Origin of the sequence: Corynebacterium sp. CCUG 71335, from assembly GCF_024454075.1 — a bacterium.
GTDB lineage: Bacteria > Actinomycetota > Actinomycetes > Mycobacteriales > Mycobacteriaceae > Corynebacterium > Corynebacterium genitalium.
Genome location: NZ_JAGPYY010000001.1, coordinates 55,946 through 76,990, shown reverse-complemented (window position 1 = coordinate 76,990; position 21,045 = coordinate 55,946). Strand labels below are relative to the sequence as shown.

General features: G+C 65.4%; 21 protein-coding genes. 14 read left to right on the top strand and 7 right to left on the bottom strand.

The window, feature by feature from the left end:
- Positions 1 to 29: 29 nt before the first annotated feature.
- The 7 genes from typA to KBX19_RS00330 all read left to right on the top strand — a co-directional run bounded on the left by typA (position 30) and on the right by KBX19_RS00330 (position 7,157).
- Positions 30 to 1,946, top strand: coding sequence for a translational GTPase TypA (typA, locus tag KBX19_RS00360; RefSeq protein ID WP_005290834.1), 1,917 nt, complete (start codon positions 30 to 32; stop codon positions 1,944 to 1,946).
- A gap of 11 nt (positions 1,947 to 1,957) precedes the next feature.
- Entirely contained in the window at positions 1,958 to 3,655 is a 1,698-nt protein-coding gene (locus KBX19_RS00355; protein WP_005290831.1) for an ABC transporter family substrate-binding protein, read from the top strand.
- Positions 3,627 to 4,568: an N-acetyl-1-D-myo-inositol-2-amino-2-deoxy-alpha-D-glucopyranoside deacetylase gene (gene mshB / locus KBX19_RS00350; RefSeq protein ID WP_255997018.1), complete on the top strand. Its 942-nt coding sequence runs from the start codon at positions 3,627 to 3,629 to the stop codon at positions 4,566 to 4,568. The genes KBX19_RS00355 and mshB overlap by 29 nt, the downstream gene beginning before the upstream one ends.
- On the top strand, positions 4,565 to 4,951 hold the full coding sequence (locus KBX19_RS00345; RefSeq protein WP_255995259.1) for a hypothetical protein: 387 nt from the start codon (positions 4,565 to 4,567) through the stop codon (positions 4,949 to 4,951). Before mshB ends, KBX19_RS00345 begins: the two co-directional genes overlap by 4 nt.
- Positions 4,952 to 4,990: 39 nt before the next feature.
- Positions 4,991 to 5,314 (top strand): ferredoxin, encoded by a 324-nt coding sequence (gene fdxA / locus KBX19_RS00340; protein ID WP_255995260.1) that lies wholly within the window; start codon positions 4,991 to 4,993, stop codon positions 5,312 to 5,314.
- Positions 5,315 to 6,415 (top strand): succinyldiaminopimelate transaminase, encoded by a 1,101-nt coding sequence (dapC, locus tag KBX19_RS00335; RefSeq protein WP_005290818.1) that lies wholly within the window; start codon positions 5,315 to 5,317, stop codon positions 6,413 to 6,415.
- Positions 6,416 to 6,581: 166 nt separating this feature from the next.
- On the top strand, positions 6,582 to 7,157 hold the full coding sequence (locus KBX19_RS00330; RefSeq protein WP_156774926.1) for a GtrA family protein: 576 nt from the start codon (positions 6,582 to 6,584) through the stop codon (positions 7,155 to 7,157).
- A 48-nt stretch (positions 7,158 to 7,205) separates the two neighbouring features.
- Here the strand turns inward: KBX19_RS00330 and KBX19_RS00325 are convergent, their stop codons facing one another.
- The 5 genes from KBX19_RS00325 to KBX19_RS00305 all read right to left on the bottom strand — a co-directional run bounded on the left by KBX19_RS00325 (position 7,206) and on the right by KBX19_RS00305 (position 13,409).
- Positions 7,206 to 8,318, bottom strand: coding sequence for an HNH endonuclease signature motif containing protein (locus KBX19_RS00325; RefSeq protein ID WP_255997017.1), 1,113 nt, complete (start codon positions 8,316 to 8,318; stop codon positions 7,206 to 7,208).
- Between the two features lie 67 nt (positions 8,319 to 8,385).
- Positions 8,386 to 9,351: a 2,3,4,5-tetrahydropyridine-2,6-dicarboxylate N-succinyltransferase gene (dapD, locus tag KBX19_RS00320; protein ID WP_005290811.1), complete on the bottom strand. Its 966-nt coding sequence runs from the start codon at positions 9,349 to 9,351 to the stop codon at positions 8,386 to 8,388.
- Between the two features lie 123 nt (positions 9,352 to 9,474).
- Positions 9,475 to 10,809 (bottom strand): amino acid permease, encoded by a 1,335-nt coding sequence (locus KBX19_RS00315; RefSeq protein ID WP_255995293.1) that lies wholly within the window; start codon positions 10,807 to 10,809, stop codon positions 9,475 to 9,477.
- Between the two features lie 128 nt (positions 10,810 to 10,937).
- Positions 10,938 to 12,404, bottom strand: coding sequence for an amino acid permease (locus tag KBX19_RS00310; protein WP_305083292.1), 1,467 nt, complete (start codon positions 12,402 to 12,404; stop codon positions 10,938 to 10,940).
- 57 nt (positions 12,405 to 12,461) lie between these two features.
- A complete protein-coding gene (locus tag KBX19_RS00305; RefSeq protein WP_255997016.1) occupies positions 12,462 to 13,409 on the bottom strand; it encodes a succinyltransferase in 948 nt (315 codons plus the stop codon).
- Between the two features lie 51 nt (positions 13,410 to 13,460).
- Between KBX19_RS00305 and dapE the strand changes: the two genes are divergently transcribed.
- From dapE to KBX19_RS00270, 7 genes are all read left to right on the top strand, one after another.
- On the top strand, positions 13,461 to 14,546 hold the full coding sequence (gene dapE / locus KBX19_RS00300) for a succinyl-diaminopimelate desuccinylase (RefSeq protein ID WP_255995264.1): 1,086 nt from the start codon (positions 13,461 to 13,463) through the stop codon (positions 14,544 to 14,546).
- Between the two features lie 69 nt (positions 14,547 to 14,615).
- Positions 14,616 to 15,413, top strand: coding sequence for a TIGR00730 family Rossman fold protein (locus tag KBX19_RS00295; protein WP_255995265.1), 798 nt, complete (start codon positions 14,616 to 14,618; stop codon positions 15,411 to 15,413).
- Positions 15,413 to 16,261, top strand: a complete 849-nt coding sequence (folP, locus tag KBX19_RS00290; RefSeq protein WP_255997015.1) for a dihydropteroate synthase — start codon at positions 15,413 to 15,415, stop codon at positions 16,259 to 16,261. The genes KBX19_RS00295 and folP overlap by 1 nt, the downstream gene beginning before the upstream one ends.
- Complete coding sequence (locus tag KBX19_RS00285) at positions 16,261 to 16,971, top strand: glucosyl-3-phosphoglycerate synthase (RefSeq protein ID WP_255995268.1); 711 nt, start codon at positions 16,261 to 16,263, stop codon at positions 16,969 to 16,971. The genes folP and KBX19_RS00285 overlap by 1 nt, the downstream gene beginning before the upstream one ends.
- A gap of 10 nt (positions 16,972 to 16,981) precedes the next feature.
- On the top strand, positions 16,982 to 17,347 hold the full coding sequence (locus KBX19_RS00280) for a cell division protein DivIVA (protein ID WP_255995269.1): 366 nt from the start codon (positions 16,982 to 16,984) through the stop codon (positions 17,345 to 17,347).
- Positions 17,348 to 17,353: 6 nt separating this feature from the next.
- Entirely contained in the window at positions 17,354 to 17,524 is a 171-nt protein-coding gene (locus tag KBX19_RS00275; RefSeq protein WP_083770323.1) for a DUF3117 domain-containing protein, read from the top strand.
- A gap of 5 nt (positions 17,525 to 17,529) precedes the next feature.
- Positions 17,530 to 18,405 (top strand): methyltransferase domain-containing protein, encoded by an 876-nt coding sequence (locus KBX19_RS00270; RefSeq protein ID WP_255997014.1) that lies wholly within the window; start codon positions 17,530 to 17,532, stop codon positions 18,403 to 18,405.
- Positions 18,406 to 18,432: 27 nt separating this feature from the next.
- On the opposite strand, the gene KBX19_RS00265 is transcribed toward KBX19_RS00270, so the two are convergent.
- Both KBX19_RS00265 and glgA read right to left on the bottom strand, forming a co-directional pair.
- On the bottom strand, positions 18,433 to 19,821 hold the full coding sequence (locus tag KBX19_RS00265; protein ID WP_255997013.1) for a GH32 C-terminal domain-containing protein: 1,389 nt from the start codon (positions 19,819 to 19,821) through the stop codon (positions 18,433 to 18,435).
- Between the two features lie 13 nt (positions 19,822 to 19,834).
- The gene (gene glgA / locus KBX19_RS00260) at positions 19,835 to 21,007 is read right to left on the bottom strand and encodes a glycogen synthase (RefSeq protein WP_255997012.1); all 1,173 of its coding nucleotides are present in this window, start codon (positions 21,005 to 21,007) and stop codon (positions 19,835 to 19,837) included.
- Between the last annotated feature and the right edge of the window lie 38 nt (positions 21,008 to 21,045).

Sequence of the window (21,045 nt, the reverse complement as noted above, 5' to 3'; positions counted from 1 at the left end):
ACGCAAAAGCAAGAAGGAGCAGATCCGCAGTGTCGCACCCCGAATTCCGCAACGTCGCTATCGTCGCGCACGTTGACCACGGCAAGACCACCCTCGTCAACGGCATGCTGGAGCAGTCCGGCGTGTTCGGTGACCACGGCGAGGTCGCGGACCGCGTCATGGACTCCGGCGATCTCGAGTCCGAGCGCGGCATCACCATTCTGGCGAAGAACACATCCATCCGCCGCAAAGGCGCGGGCAAGGATGGCCGCGATCTAGTTATCAACGTCATTGACACGCCGGGCCACGCGGACTTCGGCGGCGAGGTGGAGCGCGGCCTGTCCATGGTCGACGGTGTTGTTCTGCTTATCGACGCCTCCGAAGGACCCCTCCCGCAAACCCGCTTCGTCCTGGGCAAAGCGCTCGAGGCGAAAAAACCCGTGATCATCTGCGTGAACAAGACCGACCGCCCGGACGCGCGTATCGACGAAGTCGTCGACGAGGCCCAGGACCTGCTCCTCGAGCTCGGCGCGTCATTGGAGGATCCGGATGCGGCTGAAGCCGCAGAGAACCTGCTCGAGCTGCCGGTGCTCTACGCCTCCGGCCGCGCCGGCCGTGCCTCCTTCAACAACCCGGGTAACGGCGGCCTGCCGGACAACGACGACCTGCAGCCGCTTTTCGACGTCATCTACGACGTCCTCCCCGAACCCTCCGCCGACATCGATGCCCCGTTCCAGGCGCAGGTCACCAACCTAGACTCCTCGTCCTTCCTGGGCCGTATCGCGTTGATCCGCGTGTACCGCGGCAGCGTGAAGAAAGGCGACAACGTCGCCTGGGTCCACTACGACTCTGACGGCAACGAGCACGTCAAGAACGTCAAGATCGCCGAACTGCTGGTCACCGAAGGTCTTGAGCGTGTTCCGGCCCAGGGCGAGGTCGTCGCCGGCGACATCGCCGCGGTGTCCGGCATCGACGAGATCATGATCGGCGACACCCTGTGCGACCCGGAGCACGTCGAGGCCCGCGAGCGCATCAAAATCGACGATCCCGCAATCTCCATGACCATCGGCGTGAACACCTCCCCGATGGCCGGCCGCGGCGGTGGCGACAAGCTCACCGCCCGCATGGTCAAGGCGCGCCTGGACCAGGAGCTGATTGGTAACGTCTCCATCAAGGTGCTGCCGACCGACCGCCCCGACGCGTGGGAGGTCCAGGGCCGCGGCGAAATGGCCCTGACCGTTCTGATCGAGACGATGCGCCGCGAAGGCTTCGAGCTGACCGTGGGCAAGCCGCAGGTGGTCACCAAGGAGATCGACGGCAAGACCTATGAGCCCTACGACCACATGGTCATTGACACTCCGTCCGAGCACCAGGGTGCTGTCACCCAGCTCATGGCCAACCGCAAGGGCCAGATGACCGCCATGGGCAACTCTGGCGCCGGTGACTGGGTCCGCATGGAGTTCGACGTCCCGTCCCGCGGCCTGATTGGCTTCCGCACGACGTTCCTCACCGAGACCCGCGGCGCTGGTATTGCCAACAGCTACTCCATCGAGCACCGCCCGTGGGCAGGGGAGATCAAGGGCCGCCCGACTGGCTCGCTCGTTGCCGACCGTTCCGGCCAGGTCACCGCCTACGCGTTGACGCAGCTGGCAGACCGTGGCGATTTCTTCGTCGAGCCCGGCGCGGAAACCTACGAGGGCATGGTCGTCGGCGCGAACAGCCGCGACGAGGACATGGACATCAACATCACCAAGGAGAAGAAGCTGACCAACATGCGTTCTGCCACCGCAGACGCAACGGTCACGCTGGCCAAGGCCAGGACCCTCTCCCTGGATGAGGCCATCGAGTTCTGCGACGACGACGAGTGCGTCGAGGTCACGCCCGAGGTCATGCGCGTGCGCAAGGTGATCCTCAATTCCACCGAGCGCGGCCGTGCACGTTCTCGTGCCAAGCAGATGAACAAGTAGCATTAGCGCGCATGAAAGCAGTTCGCTTGACGACGGTCACGCTCGCGTCGATAAGCCTGCTCTCCTCGTGCGCAGCCAACCCGGGCCCGCCCCCGATCGTCGAAGAGACGGTGACCACGGAGACAGCGACGACGACCGTCCAGCCCGGCCCGACGCGGTCACAAGTCCAGGTCGGGGTGCAGCCGCTGCGCAACGGGCTCAACCCGCACCTCATCGCCGATGAGAATTCGACGGTGCAGGATATTGCTGAGCTCACCCTGCCCAGCGCGTTCGTGGACGGGAAGATGAACACTGATCTGCTCGTCAGCACCAGCGAGCTGCCCGCCGGCGAGGGTGACGAGGACGCGGCAATGACCGTGCGCTACGAAATCAGCCCGGCCGCCCAATGGTCCGACGGCAGTCCCATCACCGGCGCCGACTTCGCCTACCTGTGGCGTGGCATGACCTCCACGCCGGGCACGGTCGACCCGGCCCCGTACCGTGCCGTGAGCGACGTGCGGGTCTCGGGCGGAGGCGGCAAGATCGTCGACGTCGTTTTTGACGAGCCGGTCGGCGATTGGCAGGGAATGTTCCGCAACCTGCTGCCGTCACACCTGCTCGATTCGACCGCAGCCGATTTCGCAGCGGCGCTCGCAGACTCGATCCCAGCTTCGGCCGGCCGCTACATGGTCGACCAAGTCGACCGCGGCAGTGGCATCATCACGCTGAACCGCAATGACAGGTTCTGGGGGCAAAGCCCGGCGAGCATTGACATTCTGACGCTGAATTCGGTGCGCTCCACCGAGCAGGTCGCCGACCGTTTGCGCGCCGGCCAGCTCGCCTTCGTCGATCACGTGCCGGGGGAGACATCGGCCGACGCGTACTCCCTCATCCCCGGAACCCAAGTCCGCACGGAGCGCGGACCACGAGAATTAGGCCTGGTCATGAGCGTCGATTCGCCCATTCTCAATGACCTTGCGGCACGCGAGGAGCTGCGCTCGCTTATCGACGTCCCCCTCATCGCCCGCATCGCCTCCTCCCGCTCCCGCGACGTCGATGCCGCCGAAGCGACTCCGGCGTTGGGTCGAGAAGCGGGAGAGTTGCGCGCGGCCGTCGATAAGCACAGGCCGTTGCGCATCGCCGCCGACCCGCGCGATGACGAGTCGATGCCGGCCACCAGAGCGCTCGTGGACATCCTCAACGGCGAAGGGATCTCCGCGGAGACCGTCGCCGCCGACATGACCGATATTGCGGAGCGACTGCCTGCCGGTGAGATCGATGCGGTGATGAGCTGGTCGTTCACCAACAGCTCGACTGCGTGGGCCAGCAAGGTCCAATGCCCCTACACCGCCGCAACGGAAGCCGGGGACAGCGGCGCCCAGGACAGTGGCGGCGATGGGGCCAACGGCAACGACGCAGGCGGTGCGGGCGCTGACCGCTACGCCTCCGGCAACCTGAGCGGATTATGCACCCCGGACACGGACCGACTAGCCGAGGCAATTCTCGCCGGCGACATCTCCAGCCAACAAGCCCGCGAACAGGTCACCGCCGCTACCGCAATCGAAGCCGTGTGGGTGCCGGTACTGCGCGAGCGCCGGATCATCGTCCTGGGGCAAGGCATCATTGGCCCGTCGCCGAACTTGGAAGAATGGGACCGTGGCCTTGCCGGGGCCGACACATGGAAAGAGGACACAACTGCCAATGAGCAACGCACCACAGAACCCGAGTAACCCCCGCCCCAACGCGCACGCTGATCGTAGAGACCTCACTGGGTACCGCGTCGTCGCCGTCCACGCCCACCCGGACGATGAATCCATCTCCACCGGCGGCGCCCTCGCTGACCTGTCTCGCCGCGGGGCCGACGTCCTCGTTGTGACCTGCACGCTCGGCGAGGAAGGCGAAGTCATCGGCGAGACCTACCAGGGCCTCGTCGACGACCAGGGCCGGGGCGCCAACCAGTTGGGCGGCTTCCGCATCCACGAGCTGGCCCGCGCGTTGGACATCCTCGGCGTGCGCGGCGAGTTCCTCGGCGGGGCGGGGCAGTACAGGGATTCGGGGATGGCGGGGGCGCCCGCGTCACGCAACGCAAGGGCGTTCGTGAACTCGGGGCAGCGCGCGGTTGACGACCTTGCCGCCATCTTCGAACGGGAACGGCCCCACCTCGTGCTCACATACGACCCCAACGGCGGTTACGGCCACCCCGACCACATCCGCGCCCACGAGATCACGCACGCCGCCGCCGACCAGATCGGGGGAGTGCCGCGCATTCTCTGGGCCACGCGCCTGCGCAGCGAGCTTGAAGCTGAAACCGCCGAGGTTGTCCCCGCAGGCTGGACCCGTCCTGCGCCGGGCGAGCTCGATGCCGTCGACACCACCGACACCTGGGTAGAGATGAACGACACCGTCTACGCCGCCAAGATCGACGCCATGCGCGCCCACGCCACCCAGATCTGGATTGCCGACGGCTCCACCTCCACCACCAACCCCCACGCCGCCTTCGGCCGCGCCCCCTCCGCCGACGTGACCACCTACGCGCTGTCCAATCTCATTGCTCAGCCCGTCATCCGCCGCGAGCACTACCAGCTCGGGGCCGGGCAGCCGCTGGACCACGGCGCTGACCTGCTCAGTGGCATCGCGCCGTGACGCCCGAGCCACCCATGCGCCGGGAGCCGCAGGTCCGCACTGACTTCAGCCCCTCCGAAGCGCGCTGGGCCATCGCGTGGCTCAGCATCGGCGCGATGTTCGCCGTGCTGCTGCAAGTCACCTCCATCAACGCCGCGTGGGGGATCCCTTCTATCGCTACCGCGTTCCTCTTTCAGGGGGTGGTCACGCGGACGGGGCGGTTGTGGACGTCGAAAAGCGTGCGCGTGCTCGTGCCGACCCTCGTGTGGGCCGCCTGCTTTGCAATGCTCTATTTCGGCGTCGACGTCACCAGCGATATCCTGAACAACAATTCCATTCGCGCACTCGCGCTGTTAATCGCCGGTTGCCTCGGAGGGGTTTGGCCCCTCCTACGGCGCAAGTGACATACTTGACGGGCAACAGGAAAACCCAGAGGAGCAACAATGACCTACATCATCGCCGAACCGTGCGTTGATCTGCTCGACCGCTCATGCGTCGAAGAATGCCCCGTCGACTGCATCTACGAGGGCAAACGCATGCTCTACATCCACCCCGACGAGTGTGTGGACTGCGGCGCCTGCGAGCCCGCCTGCCCGGTCGAAGCCATCTTCTACGAAGACGACCTGCCCGAGGAGTGGAACCACTACTACGACGTCAACGTCGCATTTTTCGACGAGCTCGGCTCCCCGGGCGGAGCGGCTGCCGCCGGCAAGTACGACTTCGACCACCCATTCGTGGCCGCGCTGCCGCCGATGCGGGAGTCCTAAATGCCGCGCAGCCCGCTCTCCTCGACCCTGCCTGACTTCCCGTGGGACACGATCCTCGACGTCAAGAAGAAGGCGGCCTCCCACCCGGACGGTTTGATTGACCTGTCCGTGGGCGGGCCCGTGGATCCGGTGCCCCCGACGATCCAGCTCGCCCTCGCAGAGAATGCTGCCGCGCCCGGATACCCGCAGACCATGGGCACCCCGGAGCTGCGCGAGGCGATCGTGTCGGCTCTGGAGCGCCGCTTCGGCATCGCGGGGCTGAACGAGAAATCGGTTCTGCCGACGATCGGCCTGAAAGAGGCCGTCGCGTGGCTGCCGACGCTGCTCGGGCTGCGCGGCGAGACCGTGGTCATCCCAGAAGTGGCGTACCCCACCTACGAAGTCGGGGCACTCATCGCAGGGTGCAACATCGTGCGTTGCGACGATCCCGCCGACGCCCCCCGCGACGCCGCCCTGGTGTTCATCAACTCGCCCTCGAACCCGACCGGCGCCCTGGCATCGGTGGAGCAGCTGCGAGCGTGGGTTGAGTTTGCCCGCGACACCGGCGCGATCGTGGCCTCCGACGAGTGCTACCTCTACCTCGGCTGGACCACCGACCCAGTGTCCATCCTGCACCCGTCCGTGACTGACGGGGACAACACCGGGCTGCTCGCGCTGCACTCGCTGTCGAAGACCTCGAATCTCGCCTCCTACCGCACCGGCATGATCTCCGGCGACGAGAACCTGGTCCAAGAACTGCTGGAGGTGCGCAAACACGCCGGCCTGATCGTGCCTGGCCCGATCCAGCACGCAATGACCGCAGCACTGAGTAGCGACCTCCATGAGGAGCTGCAACGGTCGGTGTACGCCACCCGCCGCGTCGAGTTGCTGAAGGCTTTGCCCGGCGCTGGGTTCACGGTCGATGCATCCGACGCTGGCCTCTACCTCTGGGTGCGCCGCGAAGGCATGAACTCCCGCGAGGCGCTCGACTGGCTCGCCGAGCGCGGCATCCTCGCCGCACCGGGCGATTTTTACGGCCCTGCCGGCGCTCAGCACGTCCGCATTGCGCTGACCGCGACGGACGAGCGCATCGATGCCGCAGTCGCCCGCCTAGCGCAGTAGCGCTTCTGGTTCGTCGCAGCCGCGTCCACGGGCGGTTCGACCGGTTCGTGAGCAAGATAACGCCACGACAATCCCAGAGTTCGCGCGCTACCAGAGTAATGTTGCCGGGAAGTTGCGCGTCGATTCGGGCGCCACTGAGGACTAAGGACGCTCATTGACGGACACTGTGACACCGGCCGAACCACGGCCAGCTGAGGGCGGCGGGAGTACCGCTGTCCGCTTCGCTAACGGCGCACGAGAATTCATCAAATTCGGGATTGTCGGCGGGTCAGGGGTCTTCGTCAACCTTGCGGTGGTTTATGTAGTCAAGAAGGCGCTCGAGCTCGGGTGGGATATCCACGAGAACGAAGTCTTCATGAACTTGTTCGGCACGCGGTGGAACGTCCGCTGGTACCACGTCATCATGACCATTGCGTTTGTGGTGGCAAACACGTGGAACTACCAGCTCAACCGGTCGTGGACGTTCCGCAATGTGCCGAAGAAGTCGTGGTTGCGCGGCTATTTCCCGTTCATGACCACGGGCATTGTCGCATTCCTCGTAAGTCAGACCGTGGCGACGTTGCTGATGAATCCGACATCGCCCATCGCGCTTTCCGACGACATCTTCGACAACTCCACCGGCTTCCGCACAAAATTCTACTGGTCCGCCGCGATTTCGACCCTGGTGGCGATGCCGGTCAACTTCGTCATCAATAAACTCTGGACGTTCGGGAAACCGAAAAGCCCCCTCGCTGTCGTCTAGACCGGCTTCGCCGCCCCTCGAGCTCGCCGCCCTTCGAGTTCCCGCAGTCTAAGCGGCGGCAACTGCAGGACCGAAGAGAGCGTCCATGGCGCCGAACCTATGCCGCTGGTTGGTGCGCACGGTGCCGTACGGGGAGACCCATACTGGCCGGCCGTCGCGGATTGCAATGTGGCCTCGGGAGCGGTGCACGTCTGGGGCGTCGTCGTTAATACGGTTGTGGTAGCGGCACAGCGGAACCAGGTTGGCGATGTTAGTCTCCCCGCCGCGCGCCCATGCTTCCGCGTGATGGACCTGGCAGAAGTCGGCAGCATGGTGGCAGTCCGGGTGGGCGCACATCGGCTGGACTGCCTTGGCCAGGTCGCGTTGCTTGGCGTTGGCCAGACGCTCAGTGCGGTACAGATTCACGGCGCCTTCGGTGGGGTGGAACACTGCGGCTTCCAGCTCGTTGTCGCCGGTGGCGATGAACCGGTCCATGAATTCCTTGCCGGTCATGGTGGTGCCGTCGGTCAAGCCAAGGATCACATCGTCGCCGTCGCCGCGGACAATACGCGTCCATTCCGGCAGGGGAACAAGGAGCATGGGGCGGGGTGAGGCTTCGGGGACGCTGCCGTCGCCACGCAATAAGGCAATGAGCTTGCGCGCCATGTGCGCCCCTGGAGAAACGTCGGCACCCATGCCGGCCGTAAGAACGTGCTTGAGGTCGGCGAGGAAGCGTTTACCGGTCGTCAGGGTCAGGGTGGCCATGTCGTCGTCGCCTTCACTGATGGTGGCGCGCTCCTGGCGCGCGGGTGGGTTTTTCGGCGGGACGATCTTCTTGATCAGTGCTCCCAAGGCTTTGAAGGTGCGGGTGGTGCGGCTGGCGGCGTCGAGAAGCTTCAGGCGCATGGTGTGGCGGCGTGTCGCATGCTTGATGTGCGCGATGGAGCGCTCGATTTTTGCGAGCATGCCCACGGAGAGGCCCAAGCGCATCGCTTTCTTCGAGGCTTTCTCGCGCTTGGCTGCAGATAAGCCATCGCCGAAGTAGGCATCATGGACAAGTTTCCAGTTGTTCACCACCGACGGCTCCACGCCGGCGCTGAGTGCTTGCTGTTTGTTGAAATCTTTCAACGCCCCCAACCTTGGGGCGCTGAACGCGCTGACAAGGTCATCGAAAGTTTCCATGCCTCACACGCTAAAAGCCCCGCACAAGGCGGGGCAAGAGCGTGCACACTGCAGTGTGCAACAGGGGTTAGTTCTTGTGCAGCTCTTCGTTGAGCTCGACGGCGTGTGCGCGGGAAGCCTCGACGGCGCCGGTCAGGGAGTTGCGGCGGAACAGGATGTTGTTGTGGCCGGACAGCTCGACGGCCTTGACTTCGTCGCCGGCGGAGCGGCCCAGGTCGGCGGCGATGTTATCGGTGATGACGACCTTGGTGCCGGCGGTGACGTACAGGCCGGCCTCAACGGTGCAGTTGTCGCCGAGCGAGATGCCGATGCCGGCGTTGGCGCCGAGCAGGCAGCCTTCGCCGATCTTGATGGTTTCCTTGCCGCCGCCGGACAGGGTGCCCATGATGGAGGCGCCGCCGCCGATGTCGGTGCCGTCGCCGACGACCACGCCAGCGGAAATGCGGCCCTCGACCATGGAGGCGCCGAGGGTGCCGGCGTTGAAGTTCACGAAGCCTTCGTGCATGACGGTCGTGCCTTCGGCCAGGTGGGCACCGAGGCGGATGCGGTCGGCGTCGCCGATGCGCACGCCGGACGGCACAACGTAATCGACCATGCGGGGGAACTTGTCTACCGAGTAGACAACGACCGGGCCCCTGGCTGCCAGGCGACCGCGTACGACCTGGAAGTCAGACACCTCGCAAGGACCGTAGTTGGTCCACACGACGTTGGCCAGCAGACCAAACAGCCCGTCGAGGTTCGCCTCGTGCGGCTTGACTAGGCGGTGGGACAGCAGGTGGAGGCGCAGGTACGCGTCGTACGCATCTGCGGGGGCATCGCTTATCGACGCAATCCGCGTCTCCACTGCCACACGCGCCACCCCACGATCCTCATCCGGCCCGGCCAGGTCTTCGAACTGCTGCGGGGTCTCTTCGAGGCGCGTGGTGCCGGCTTCGGTGACGGACTCCCCAATCTTCGGGGCCGGGTACCAGACATCCAGAACGGTTCCGTCGTGGGTGACGGTGGCCAGGCCCTTAGCAATTGCGGTGGTCATCTCTGTATCAGCTCTTTCTGCTCAGTGATGCGACGTGTCTACGGGGGACTCGTCGCGTTGTTTCCGTGAGCCAGCTTAGAGAATCGGGGGCGATATCTCAGCTTTGGCACGCGTGAAACGCTATTAGGCAGAGGTTTTGTTCCCGTCCGGTGCGGTTTCACCGTTGTTTTTGACGCTTCTACCGGGGGTGAGAAGAGACAAGCCCACCAGCACGAGGGAGAGGATGGTGACGGAGATGACTTGGGGGCGGGCGGAGGCGTCGAAAAGCATCAGGACGACGAGGCCGAGGAGCGCGGCGAGCGTGACCCACGGGACCCAGGATGCGCCGCGGACCTGGACGGCGGAGTCGGCGATGCCCGGCTTGAGCTTGATGTAGCTCAGCGTGATCATGATCCACACCACGATGAGGCAGCCACCGGTGGCGTTCATGATGAAGTCGATCATGCCCGGCGGGTTCCACCACTGCAGACCGACAGCCACGAAGGCGAAGAAGACGGAGACGAGCACCGAGTTGATCGGCACGCCGTGGGCGTTGGTGCGTGCCATCCAGCGCGGAGCGTCACCTTCGAGCGCCTGCTGGTAGGCCAGGCGGGAGGTGCCGTAGACCTGCGCGTTGAAGGCCGAGAGCAGCGCCAAGACGATGACGGCCTCCATGAAGCCGGCCGCGGCCGGGATGTTGGCCATGTCCAGCACCTGAGTGAAGGGGGATTCTGCGGCGGTGTCCGCGCCGTCGATCTGCGCGTAGGGGAGCAGCAGGATGATCACGATGACCGAGCCGATGTAAAATAGCGCGATACGCCAGATGATGGAGTTGACGGCGTTGCGCACGTTGCGGGCGGGGTCCTCGGATTCGGCGGCGGCGATGGTGACCACCTCGATGCCTCCGAACGCGAAGGCGACGGCGAGAAGGCCGGCGGCGATACCGGCGATGCCGTTGGGGGCGAAACCGGATTCGGTCACGTTGGAGAACCCGACGAAGCCGTTGGCGGGCAACAGGCCGAGCCACAGGGCGGCACCAATGACCAGGAAGAGCAAGATGACGGCGACCTTGATCATGGCGAACCAGTACTCGAACTCGCCGAATCCCTTGACCTGCGCGAGGTTGACGGCGGTGAGAATGCCCACGACGACGAGCGCCGGAATCCACTGCGGCACCCCGAACCAGCCCGCCATGATGGCGGATGCGCCGGTGATCTCCACACCGCACGCCATGATGAGCAGGAACCAGTAGATCCAGCCGAGGAGGAAGCCCGCCCAGTGGCCGTACGCTTGGCGTCCGTACGTCGCGAAAGAACCTGACGACGGGCGCGCCGCCGCCATCTCACCCAACATGCGCATCACGGAAATCACGATGACACCGGCTATAACGTAAGCCAGCAAAATCGCCGGTCCCGCCGCGCGGATGCCCACGCCGACGCCGAGGAACAGGCCCGCACCGACGGCAGTGCCCAGGCCCATGAGCGTGAGGTGGCGCGACTTCAGGCCGCTGCCGAGTTCAGAATTCGCGTCCGCGGTCGACGCGGCGGCGGTTGTGGTGGCGCCGTGGTTGGCGCCGGAGTCCGGCCCGGAGGTGTTAGCGGCAGTAGTCATCGACGGGGTCCTTCGGTGGTGGTTTCGGTTGTGGAGTCGGTGTCTGCGGTGGCTTCATCGAGCGCTGCGGGTGCTGCGGGGGAGTTCGCGGCAATATCAGCGCGGCGGCGCTTGAACGCGCCGGTGTTGGTCCAGATCAGCCCGGCGACGGTGATCACGGTGACAACGACGGCGACGGATATGACCTGGAAGCGGCCGCCGTCGTCGGTAAGCATGAGGACAACAATCCCAGCAGCCAGCGCAATGGTTGCCCACGGCAAGACAGACGGGGCCCACATGCGGACGTCGGTGAGCTGGCCGGTGGCCTCCAGGCGCGGGTGGAGTCGCAGGAACGAGAACGCGATGGCGAACCAGATCACGATCAAGCAGCCTCCGACGGCATTGAGCAGGAAGGCGAGCAGCCCCGGCGGGTTCCAGTATTGGAGGGCGACGGCGACGAATCCGAAGATGACGGAGACGATGACGGCGCGCAGGGGGACGCCGCGGGCGTCGGTAAGCGAAAAGGCGCGGGGGGCATCGCCGCGCACGGAGAGGTTGTGCAGGAAGCGCGAGGAGCCGTAGATCTGCGTGTTGCACGCGGACAGCAGCGCGACGACGATGACCGCCTCCATGATGCCCACGGCACCGGGGATGTTGGCCAGGCGCAGCACGGCGGTGAAGGGCGATTCGGAGGCGTCGGACGCGCCGCCGATCTGGTTGAACGGCAGCAGCAGCACGATGAGCAGCACGGAGCCGATGTAGAAGACGGAGATGCGCCAGATGATGGTGCGGATTGCGGAGTGGACGGCGACCTCGGGGTCTTCGGATTCGGCGGCGGCGATGGTGACCAGCTCAATGCCGCCGAAGGCGAACGCGACGGCGAGCAGCGCGGTAGCCACGCCGCCCCAGCCGTTGGGCATGAAGCCGATGTCGCTGACGTTGGACAGGCCGACAAACGACGTGCCCGGCAGCAGTCCCAGCCACAGCGCGACGCCGAGAATCAGGAACGCCACGATGACTACGACTTTGATTAGTGCGAACCAGAATTCGAACTCGCCGAAGTTGCGCACGGCGGCGAAGTTGATCAGCGTGAACACGACAATCGCCACAAGCGCCGGAATCCATGGCGAGATGCTGAACCAGGCGGCGATGATGGCGGAGGCACCGGTGATCTCCACGGCCATGATCATGATCATCATGAACCAATACAGCCAGCCGATGAGGAAGCCAGCCCAGGGCCCGAACGCTTCCTCGGCATAGGTGGAGAAGGTGCCCGACGACGGGCGCGCGGCGACCATCTCGGCGAGCATCTGCATCACGCACACGGTGATGGCGCCAGCAATGATGTAGGCGATGAGCACAGCGGGGCCGGCGGCTTGAATACCCACCCCGGTGCCCAGGAACAGGCCGGCACCGATAGCTGAGCCGAGTCCCATCATGGTCAGGTGACGGGTTTTCAGCCCGGCGTTCAGGGATGTTGACATAAATGTCAAGTCTAGGAATAGCGGGGGCTGACCAAGAAATCAGGGGAGGATTTCGCGTTATTGCGCGCGCCGCTCGCGGATCACCGGTGTGGCGCTGTGCGCTTCGTTGGTGATGGTGATGTCGGACTGGCCGTTGATGGTGCGGGCGGGAACGTAGGATTCGAAGCCGGTGCCGATGCGGGAGTCATGGAGAATAGTGCCCGGTTCGAGCATGACGCCGGCGCCGATTTCGCAGCGGTCACCCAGGTCGAGGTCAATGATGCCGGCGGAGGGGTGGATGATGCAGTCCGCACCGATGTGGAGCGGGGTGCGGTTGGATCCGCCGGAGCGGCCGGCCATGACGAGCGACGACAGGCCCAGGTCGGAGCCGCCGCCGACGACGCACGCCGATGACAGTCGCCCTTCGATCCGGGCAGCGCCGAGTGTTCCGGAGTTGTAGGAGACGTAGCCTTCGCGGTTCACACTGGTGCCTTCGGCGAGGTAGGCACCAAGGCGGACGCGCTCGGCCTCGGCGATGGTCACACCGGTGGGCACGACGTAGTCGACCATGCGGGGCAGCCGCTCAATGCCGTAGACGTGAATGGTGCCGCGGGCGCGCAAGTTGGTGCGCACGTACTCGAAGTCGTCGGGCAGGCAGGGGCCTTTGTTGGTCCAGGCCACGGGCACGAGGTGCTCGAGGCAGTCGGTCATGTTGATCTCCAGCGGCCGCACTTTGCGGTGGGAGAGCAGGTGCAGGCGCAGGTAGACATCATGAGCGTCGATGGCGGGAGCGTCCAGGTCGGCGATTTCGGTGAGCACGGGCACCACTTCGACGCGGCGGTCCCTGTCCATTCCGACGAGGTTGAGCAGGCGCTGCGAAAGGTCGTTGGCGCTGACGCGGCGGGTGGAGGGGGCGAGGATGTCGGCGGGGTCGTCGATAAGCGACACGGAGGGGTACCAGCTGTCCAGCACGGTACCGTCGGCGGCGATGTTGGCGATTCCTACTGCGCGTGCGGATTGACCCATGCGTCACATCGTACGAAAGGGACTCAGCGGCCGCGCGCTAAGATCGCCCACGTGACGTTAGATCTATTTCAGGACCCTGTTGAGCTGACGAAAGCGCTGATGGACATCCCGTCGCCGTCGCATGAGGAAGAGCAGATCGCCGATGCGATCGAGGAGGCCCTGCGCGCGTTGGACGGCGTGGAGGTGACCCGGCGCGGCCACACGCTCATCGCGCGCACGCACCGCGGGTTGGGGCAACGGGTGGTGCTGGCAGGGCACATCGATACGGTGCCGATCGCCGACAACGTCCCGCACCGCGTTGAGGGCGATACGCTGTTCGGCTGCGGCTCGGTGGACATGAAATCGGGCCTGGCCTGCTATTTGCACGCGTTCGCCACGCTTTACGACGCTTCTTCCCTCACCACCGACCTGACCCTGATCTGTTACGAAGCCGAGGAGGTCGCCGCCCAATACAACGGCCTGGCACACTTGGAGCGGGATTGCCCGGAGCTGCTCGACGGCGACTTGACGCTGCTCGGCGAGCCGTCAGGAGCGATTATCGAGGCCGGATGCCAGGGCACGATCCGCGTGTTCGTCGACGCCCGCGGCACGCGCGCCCACTCGGCACGCGCGTGGCTGGGACACAACGCTATTCACGACCTGGCCGGGGTGCTCGGCCGCGTGGCGGCCTACGAGCCGCGCACGGTCACCATCGCCGGGTGCGAATACCGCGAGGGCCTCAACGTCGTGGGGATAAGCGGGGGAGTGGCCACCAACACCATCCCAGATGAGGCGCGGCTGACGGTGAACTTCCGCTTCGCTCCGGACCGCTCGTTGGAGGACGCCAAAGCGCACCTTGAGTCCGTCCTAGACATTGACGAGAGCCTTGAACTCACCTACGACGATGCGGTCGGCGGTGCCCTGCCGGGTCTCGACGACCCCGTCGCGAAGGGTCTGCTGCGCGCCGTCGGCGGGAACTTCCGTGCCAAGTTCGGATGGACGGATGTGTCGCGGTTCTCTAGTCTGGGGGTTCCGGCCGTGAACTTCGGCCCCGGCGACCCCGGCTTTGCCCACAAGATTGATGAGCAGTGCCCGGTGGACCAGATCCGCACCGTCGCCGACTCTCTGCGCGAGTTCCTCGCTCCGCAGAGTAGGTAAGAGCTGGCAGATGCCGGCCACCTTATAAGTTCAGCACCCCCGCACCCTACGCAAAGGCAAGTTTACCCCGTGGCCCCACAGATCACACCCCGCCCGGACAGAAACCGCACGCTGTCCGGCCCGATTCTCAAGCGCAATAGAGATAAGGACGGGAGCTCGACCTATGACCAGCGCCTGCTCGAGATGGGCCGCGCCGATCACGATTGGAAACACGCCGATCCGTGGCGCGTCATGCGCATCACCAGCGAGTTCGTCTCCGGTTTTGATGCACTGCAGGATCTGGGCTGGGCCGTGACTGTCTTCGGCTCGGCACGCCTGGGCGAGGGCACCCCGGAGTACGAGCAGGCCCGCCAGCTGGGCAAGGCCCTTGTTGACGCTGGGTACGCCGTCATCACCGGCGGCGGCCCCGGCCTGATGGAAGGCCCGAACCGTGGCGCGCACGAGGCACAGGGCATGTCCGTCGGGCTGGGTATTGAGCTGCCGTTCGAGCAGGGGCTCAACGACTGGGTCGACCTGGGTCTGAACTTCCGTTACTTCTTCGCCCGCAAGACGATGTTCTTGAAGTACTCCCAGGGCTTCATCTCGCTTCCCGGCGGCTACGGCACGATGGACGAGGTCTTCGAGGTCCTCTGCATGATCCAGACCGGCAAGGTGACCAATTTCCCGATGGTCCTGTTGGGCACCGAGTTCTGGTCCGGCTTGGTGGACTGGATCCGCGGTCAGCAGCTCGCCCGCGGCCTGATCTCTCCGGGTGATGATGAGCTTTTCCTTGTCACCGACTCCGTCGAAGAAGCCGTGGAGTACATTTGCGCGTCCCACCGCGAGATGACCGACCCGCGGAACATTCACACGCCGCACCAAGCCTGATGGGTGAGATGGCCCGGATCATGGGCATCCTCAACCGCACCCCGGACTCCTTCTACGACAAGGGTGCGACGTATGCCTTCGACAGCGCCGTCGAGCGAGCCCGCCGAATAGTCGCCGAGGGCGCGAGCATTATCGACGTCGGAGGTGTCAAGGCCGGACCCGGCGACACCGTCAGTGTGGCGGAGGAGATCGACCGGATCGTTCCGCTGATTGCTGCGGTCCGCGAGGAATTCTCCGCAAGCACCGTCGACATTTCCGCCGACACGTGGCGCCCGGAGGTCGCCGAAGCCGCGATTGCGGCGGGCGCCACCATCATCAACGACACGTGGGCGGGCTGGGAGCCGGAGCTCGTTGAGGTCGCTGGCGCCCACAAGGTCGGCTACGTCTGCTCTCACACGGGTGGTGCCACCCCGCGGACACGCCCGCACCGGGTGCATTATGACGACGTGGTCGCCGACATCATCGCCGAAACCACCGCGCTGGCCGAGCGCGCAGTTTCTTGCGGCGTGCCGGAGGACAAGGTCTTCATCGACCCCACGCATGACTTCGGCAAGAACACTTTTCACGGCTTGGAGATTCTCCGGCGTGTCGACGAGATCGTCGCCACCGGTTGGCCCGTCCTCATGGCTCTGTCCAACAAGGATTTCATTGGGGAGACACTGGGCAAGAACGGCCAGCCCGTCGGGGAGCGCGTCACCGGAACACTCGCCGCGACGGCGTGGTGCGCAGCCCGCGGTGTCGCGGCTTTCCGCGTCCACGAGGTCGCCGACACCATGGACGTGCTCTACATGACCGCCGCGATCCAAGGGACTGTACCGCCCCGGGACACCGTCAGAGGACTGGGCTGATGCGCGTTTCAGTCGTGGTGCCGGCGTTGGATGAGGGGGAGACGGTAGGGGGCGTCGTCAAGCAAGCGCGTGCGTCGGGCGCTGATGAAGTGCTTGTCATCGACTCGGATTCGCGCGATGACACGGCGCAGCGTGCGGCAGAGGCGGGCGCGACCGTGGTGAACTGGCGCGACATTGACCCGCAACCTGTGCGCCCCGGCAAGGGGGAGGCGTTGTGGCGCGGGGTGAAGGCGGCGAGCGGCGATGTCGTGGTGTTTCTCGACGCTGATGTCACCACCGTCGAACCGTGGTGGGTCGATACGCTCGCCGCACCGCTCGAGGACCCGGCGATCCACCTGGTCAAGGCCGCGTACCGCCGCGCCAACGACGGCGGCCGCGTCACAGAACTGACCGCGAAACCCCTGCTGCGCCTATTCTTTCCAGACGTGCCGCAGCTGGACCAGCCACTCGCCGGCGAGTACGCGATTCGCCGCGAGACTGCCCTGCGCCTGCCGTTCGCCGCGGGGTATGGCGTAGAGGCGGGACTGCTTATCGACGTCACCACCCACCACGGCCCCGCATCCATCACCCAAGTGGACCTCGGGTTGAAAACCCACCGCAACCGGCCGTTGACGGAGCTGACGCAGATGTCCGAAACGGTCGCGCGGGCCATTCTGTCGCGCGCAGGGGTGCTCGCGCCGCACGCCGAGCGCCCGCCGTGGGTGCGGTAATATCCCCAGCATGCTGTCTTGGTTGCTGCTCATCCTCGTCATCGCCGCCATCGCCGTGTTCGGCGCGTGGGTGTCCGCGTCGATCTTTGGCCGCGGCGAAGTGCTGCCGCCGATGGATGAGCCGCACGACGTCATTCAAGCCAACCGCGCCGCCGTCGAGGGCGGCCGCATCGACGACATCGCGCTCGAAGTCGTCCCGCGCGGGTACCGCCAGGATCAGGTGGATGCACTCGTGGAGCAGCTCGTCGCCAAGTGCGGGATAGCCCCTGGGGCGGTCCCGGAGCTGGCTCCGGCCGCGCCGAATGAGCGTAAGATTGTAGACACCTTAACCGAGGGTTCTGAGCGAGGATCCTCTCACCTACATGTCGAGGAGTGACACTGCATGGCTGCAATGAAGCCACGTACCGGAAATGGTCCCATGGAGGTTGTGGAGGAAAGCCGCAAGATTGTCATGCGCATTCCGTCCGACGGTGGCGGCCGTCTCGTTGTGGAGCTGAACAACGAAGAGGCGGCTGAGCTGGGCAACCTGCTGCTCGGCGTCGCAGGCGAGTAAGCCAAATGCTGCGGGATATTGTCGACGTTCTCGCTGACCCCGTCGACGGCACACCTTTGCACGGCGCAGATGATTTCGCACGCCTGGTGTCTGAGTCCGGGCATTCCTACGACGTAGCACGCCAGGGGTATGTCACGCTCGCGTCCGGCGCAGGCATCGCGCACGAGGGTGACAGCCCGGCGATGGTCGCTTCCCGCGAGGCGTTCTTGTCGCGTGGGCACTTCGCGCCGTTCGTGGAGACAGTCACCGAACGCGTCCTCGACGCCCTTGCGCTTATCGACGATTCCTCCGCCGCTTCAGCCCCCACCATCCTCGAAGTCGGTGCCGGCACCGGTTACTACTTGGCCCACACGCTCGATGCGGTGGACGGGGCACGCGGGGTCGGTGTGGACATTTCGGTTCCGGCGGCGAAGCACCTGGCGAAGTCGCACCCGAGGGTCGGCGCCATCGTTGCCGATGTGTGGCAGGGGCTGCCGGTGCGTGACCAGTCCATCGATGTGATCACGGTCATCTTCGCGCCGCGCAACCCGGCCGAGTTCGCCCGAGCGCTTGGCAGCGGAGGCGAGGCCATTATCCTCACGCCGCAATCCGGCCACCTCGACGAACTGCGCGTGCCGCTGGGGATCCTCGGCGTCGAGGAGGGCAAAGTCGAGCGAATGCTTGAGCAGGCCGCCGGCTACCTGGAACCGGTCGGCGACGACCCGCACGAATTGGTCGAGTTTCCCATGAAGCTCGACCGCGAATCGATCGCCGCCCAGGTGGGCATGAGCCCCTCGGCACGCCATCTCGCCCCGGAGGTTCTCGCTGAGCGCGTCGCCGCGCTACCGGAGACGATGACGGTGACGGCGCGGGCGCAGCTCACCCGTCTGCGGAAGGTCTAGGCGAGAAGGACCTAGCGCGCGGAGTGTTTAGCGCGCAGCGCCGCGGCGCCACTGGTTGAGGATCTGCGCGTCACCGGAGGTGCTCACACGCAACCCCGTCGCGCCGACCTCGGGCCGGAAGCGGCTGGAGAAGGTGACGGCGCCGCCGCCGGCGAAGATTTCGAGGGCGGAGCCGTCGATAAGCACGGAGATGTGGTCCTCGTCCTCGTCGTCGAGCGAGGCGGAGGCGGGGTCACCGTCGTGCCTGTCCACGGTGATCTGGTCGCCGGAGTGGGTGATGGTCACGCAGACGTTGTCGGCTGCGTCGACAATCTCGACCTTCACCTCAGAACCGGCGGGGATGTCGCACATGCCGGTCCACAGCATTGCGTGCTCGGTGGCGTCGACGGCGGCGGGCAGGCCCGGAGCGGGGGTCTGGTAGAGCTGCCCGCCGGCGAGGGTGACCACGCGCGGCAGGGACAGGGCGTTGGCCCAGCCTTCCGCTGCCCAGGACGGCTGGGATGTCGGGTCGCCGCCGCGGCCGGTTTCTGCGAGGAGGCCGAAGATGCGGGCTTCGGCGTAGCGCTCGTCGTCGGAAAGCGTGCCGGGCACGAAGTTGGTGGTGCGGGGGCGAGTGAAGTCGTGGCCGTGGTCGATGCGGCTAAATGGTGCTTTGACGGTGAATTCGTTGCCGTTGAGCTCGCCGATCAGGTAGCCGGACAGGTCCCACTTTTCCAGCTCTTGGGTGAGGAAGAGGACGTCGTAGATGAATCCGTCGACCTCGTCGCGCAGGCGGAAGATGCGGGGAGCGACGACGCGGACGTCCGAAGGAATGCCGGTGTCGCCGACGAAGCGCAGCGGGCCGATGAGCGTCCAGGTGTCCTCTTCGGCGGATTCGAGCACGACGGGCATGGGGCTGTCGGCCTCGCCGGTGCTGGCGAGCATGAGCCAGCCGGACTGGCCCTGCTCGCGGTCGTCGGAGGCACTCCAGTCGGGCACGACGCAGGGGGAGCGGAAGCGGATGAAGCGGCCCTTGTCTTTCACCACTGGGCCCATGCGGCGCACACCGGGGTCGACCTGGTGGGAATCGTCGATGTTGTCGCAGAGGGAACCGATGTCGTCGATACGCGCGACCTGGATCGTGGTGCCCGCAGAGGTCTCGGATGTGAAGTAGAGGTCGGTGCCTGCGGGCCCGGCGACGACAGAACCGGCGAGTACGCGCGTTTCGCCGCCGACGGGCGCGATGACGTCGTTGCACTCGTAGAAGTCGAACGGGTTGCCCTCGGAGAACTTGTGCGCCCAGCGCGCGGGTGCGCCCGGTTCGGTTTCGTACTGGTAGAACAGGTGCCAGTTGTCGCCGTCGCGAAGCATGCCGGCAGCGGCGTCGAGGATGCCGTTGTCCGCAGTGACGTGCAGTTCCGGTCTCAAGGTGCTCAACTGTGCTCCTTTGTTAGATCAGCGACTTGTAGATGTCGACGGTCTCCTGGGCGATCTTGTCCCAGGTGAATTCTTTCTTCACGCGCGCCAGGCCTGCCTGCGCGTAGCGTTTGGTCAGGTCGGCGTCCGCGGCGAGCGTGTTGACGGCCTCGGCCAGATCCTTCTCGAAGGTTTCTGTGTCGTCTTTGTCGTAGTGGACCAGGGTACCTGTCTCACCGTCGACGACAACCTCCGGAATGCCGCCCACGTCGGAGGCGACAACAGCGGTTTCGCACGCCATAGCCTCCAGGTTGACGATGCCCAGCGGCTCATACACCGACGGGCAGACGAAGATGTCTGCGGCGGAGTAAATCTCGCGGATTTCTTCCTTCGGCAGCATGTCGGTGACCCAGTACACGCCTCCGCGGCCTTCACGCAGCTTATCGACGAGCGCCTGCGTCTCGTCCGCAATCTCCGGCGTATCCGGAGCACCCGCACAGAGAATGATCTGAATGTCCTCGTCGAAATCCTGGGCCGCCTTGACCAAGTGGGGGACACCCTTCTGGCGGGTGATGCGGCCAACGAACGCGACGATGGGCTTGGATGTGTCCACGCCGAGACGCTCGATGACACCGTTGCTCTCCGCGTCACCGGGTCCGACGCGGTGCCAGTCTTCCGTGTCGATGCCGTTGAGCACGACGTGGACTTTGTCTTCGTCGATGTTCGGGTAGGCCTCGAGGATTGCCTTCTTCATGCCGGTGGACACGCCGATGACCGCGTCGGCGTTTTCCATCGCGTTCTTCTCGGACCAGGAGGAGATGTCGTAGCCGCCGCCGAGTTGCTCGCGCTTCCACGGGCGGTCCGGTTCCAGCGAGTGGGCGGTGACCACGTGGGGGACACCGTGCAGGAGGCCAGCAAGGTGGCCGCCTAGGCCGGTGTACCAGGTGTGCGAGTGGACCACGTCGACGTTGTCGGCGGCATGCGCCATCCGGAGACCAGTGGACAGCGTCTTGATCGCGCCGTTGGCCTCGGTCAGTTCCGGGTCGACGCCGTGGACGTAGATGTTCTCGCCCTCGCGCGGTTCGCCCATGCAGTGGACGTCCACGTCGACGATGTCACGCATAAAACGGGTCAGTTCAGTCACGTGGACACCTGCCCCGCCGTACACTTCCGGCGGGTACTCGCGGGTCATCATTCCGACTCTCATGCTTTCCGAGACTAGTGACATTTCAAACCGTGCGCACG

Coding starts and splice junctions, on each gene's coding strand:
- KBX19_RS00355 (WP_005290831.1), top strand. CDS start 1,958: ATGAAAGCAGTTCGCTTGACGACGGTCACGCTCGCGTCGATAAGCCTG.
- mshB (WP_255997018.1), top strand. CDS start 3,627: ATGAGCAACGCACCACAGAACCCGAGTAACCCCCGCCCCAACGCGCAC.
- fdxA (WP_255995260.1), top strand. CDS start 4,991: ATGACCTACATCATCGCCGAACCGTGCGTTGATCTGCTCGACCGCTCA.
- dapC (WP_005290818.1), top strand. CDS start 5,315: ATGCCGCGCAGCCCGCTCTCCTCGACCCTGCCTGACTTCCCGTGGGAC.
- KBX19_RS00325 (WP_255997017.1), bottom strand. CDS start 8,318: ATGGAAACTTTCGATGACCTTGTCAGCGCGTTCAGCGCCCCAAGGTTG.
- dapD (WP_005290811.1), bottom strand. CDS start 9,351: ATGACCACCGCAATTGCTAAGGGCCTGGCCACCGTCACCCACGACGGA.
- KBX19_RS00315 (WP_255995293.1), bottom strand. CDS start 10,809: ATGGGCCTGGGCACTGCCGTCGGTGCGGGCCTGTTCCTCGGCGTCGGC.
- KBX19_RS00310 (WP_305083292.1), bottom strand. CDS start 12,404: ATGTCAACATCCCTGAACGCCGGGCTGAAAACCCGTCACCTGACCATG.
- KBX19_RS00305 (WP_255997016.1), bottom strand. CDS start 13,409: ATGGGTCAATCCGCACGCGCAGTAGGAATCGCCAACATCGCCGCCGAC.
- folP (WP_255997015.1), top strand. CDS start 15,413: ATGGGTGAGATGGCCCGGATCATGGGCATCCTCAACCGCACCCCGGAC.
- KBX19_RS00285 (WP_255995268.1), top strand. CDS start 16,261: ATGCGCGTTTCAGTCGTGGTGCCGGCGTTGGATGAGGGGGAGACGGTA.
- KBX19_RS00280 (WP_255995269.1), top strand. CDS start 16,982: ATGCTGTCTTGGTTGCTGCTCATCCTCGTCATCGCCGCCATCGCCGTG.
- KBX19_RS00275 (WP_083770323.1), top strand. CDS start 17,354: ATGGCTGCAATGAAGCCACGTACCGGAAATGGTCCCATGGAGGTTGTG.
- KBX19_RS00270 (WP_255997014.1), top strand. CDS start 17,530: ATGCTGCGGGATATTGTCGACGTTCTCGCTGACCCCGTCGACGGCACA.
- glgA (WP_255997012.1), bottom strand. CDS start 21,007: ATGAGAGTCGGAATGATGACCCGCGAGTACCCGCCGGAAGTGTACGGC.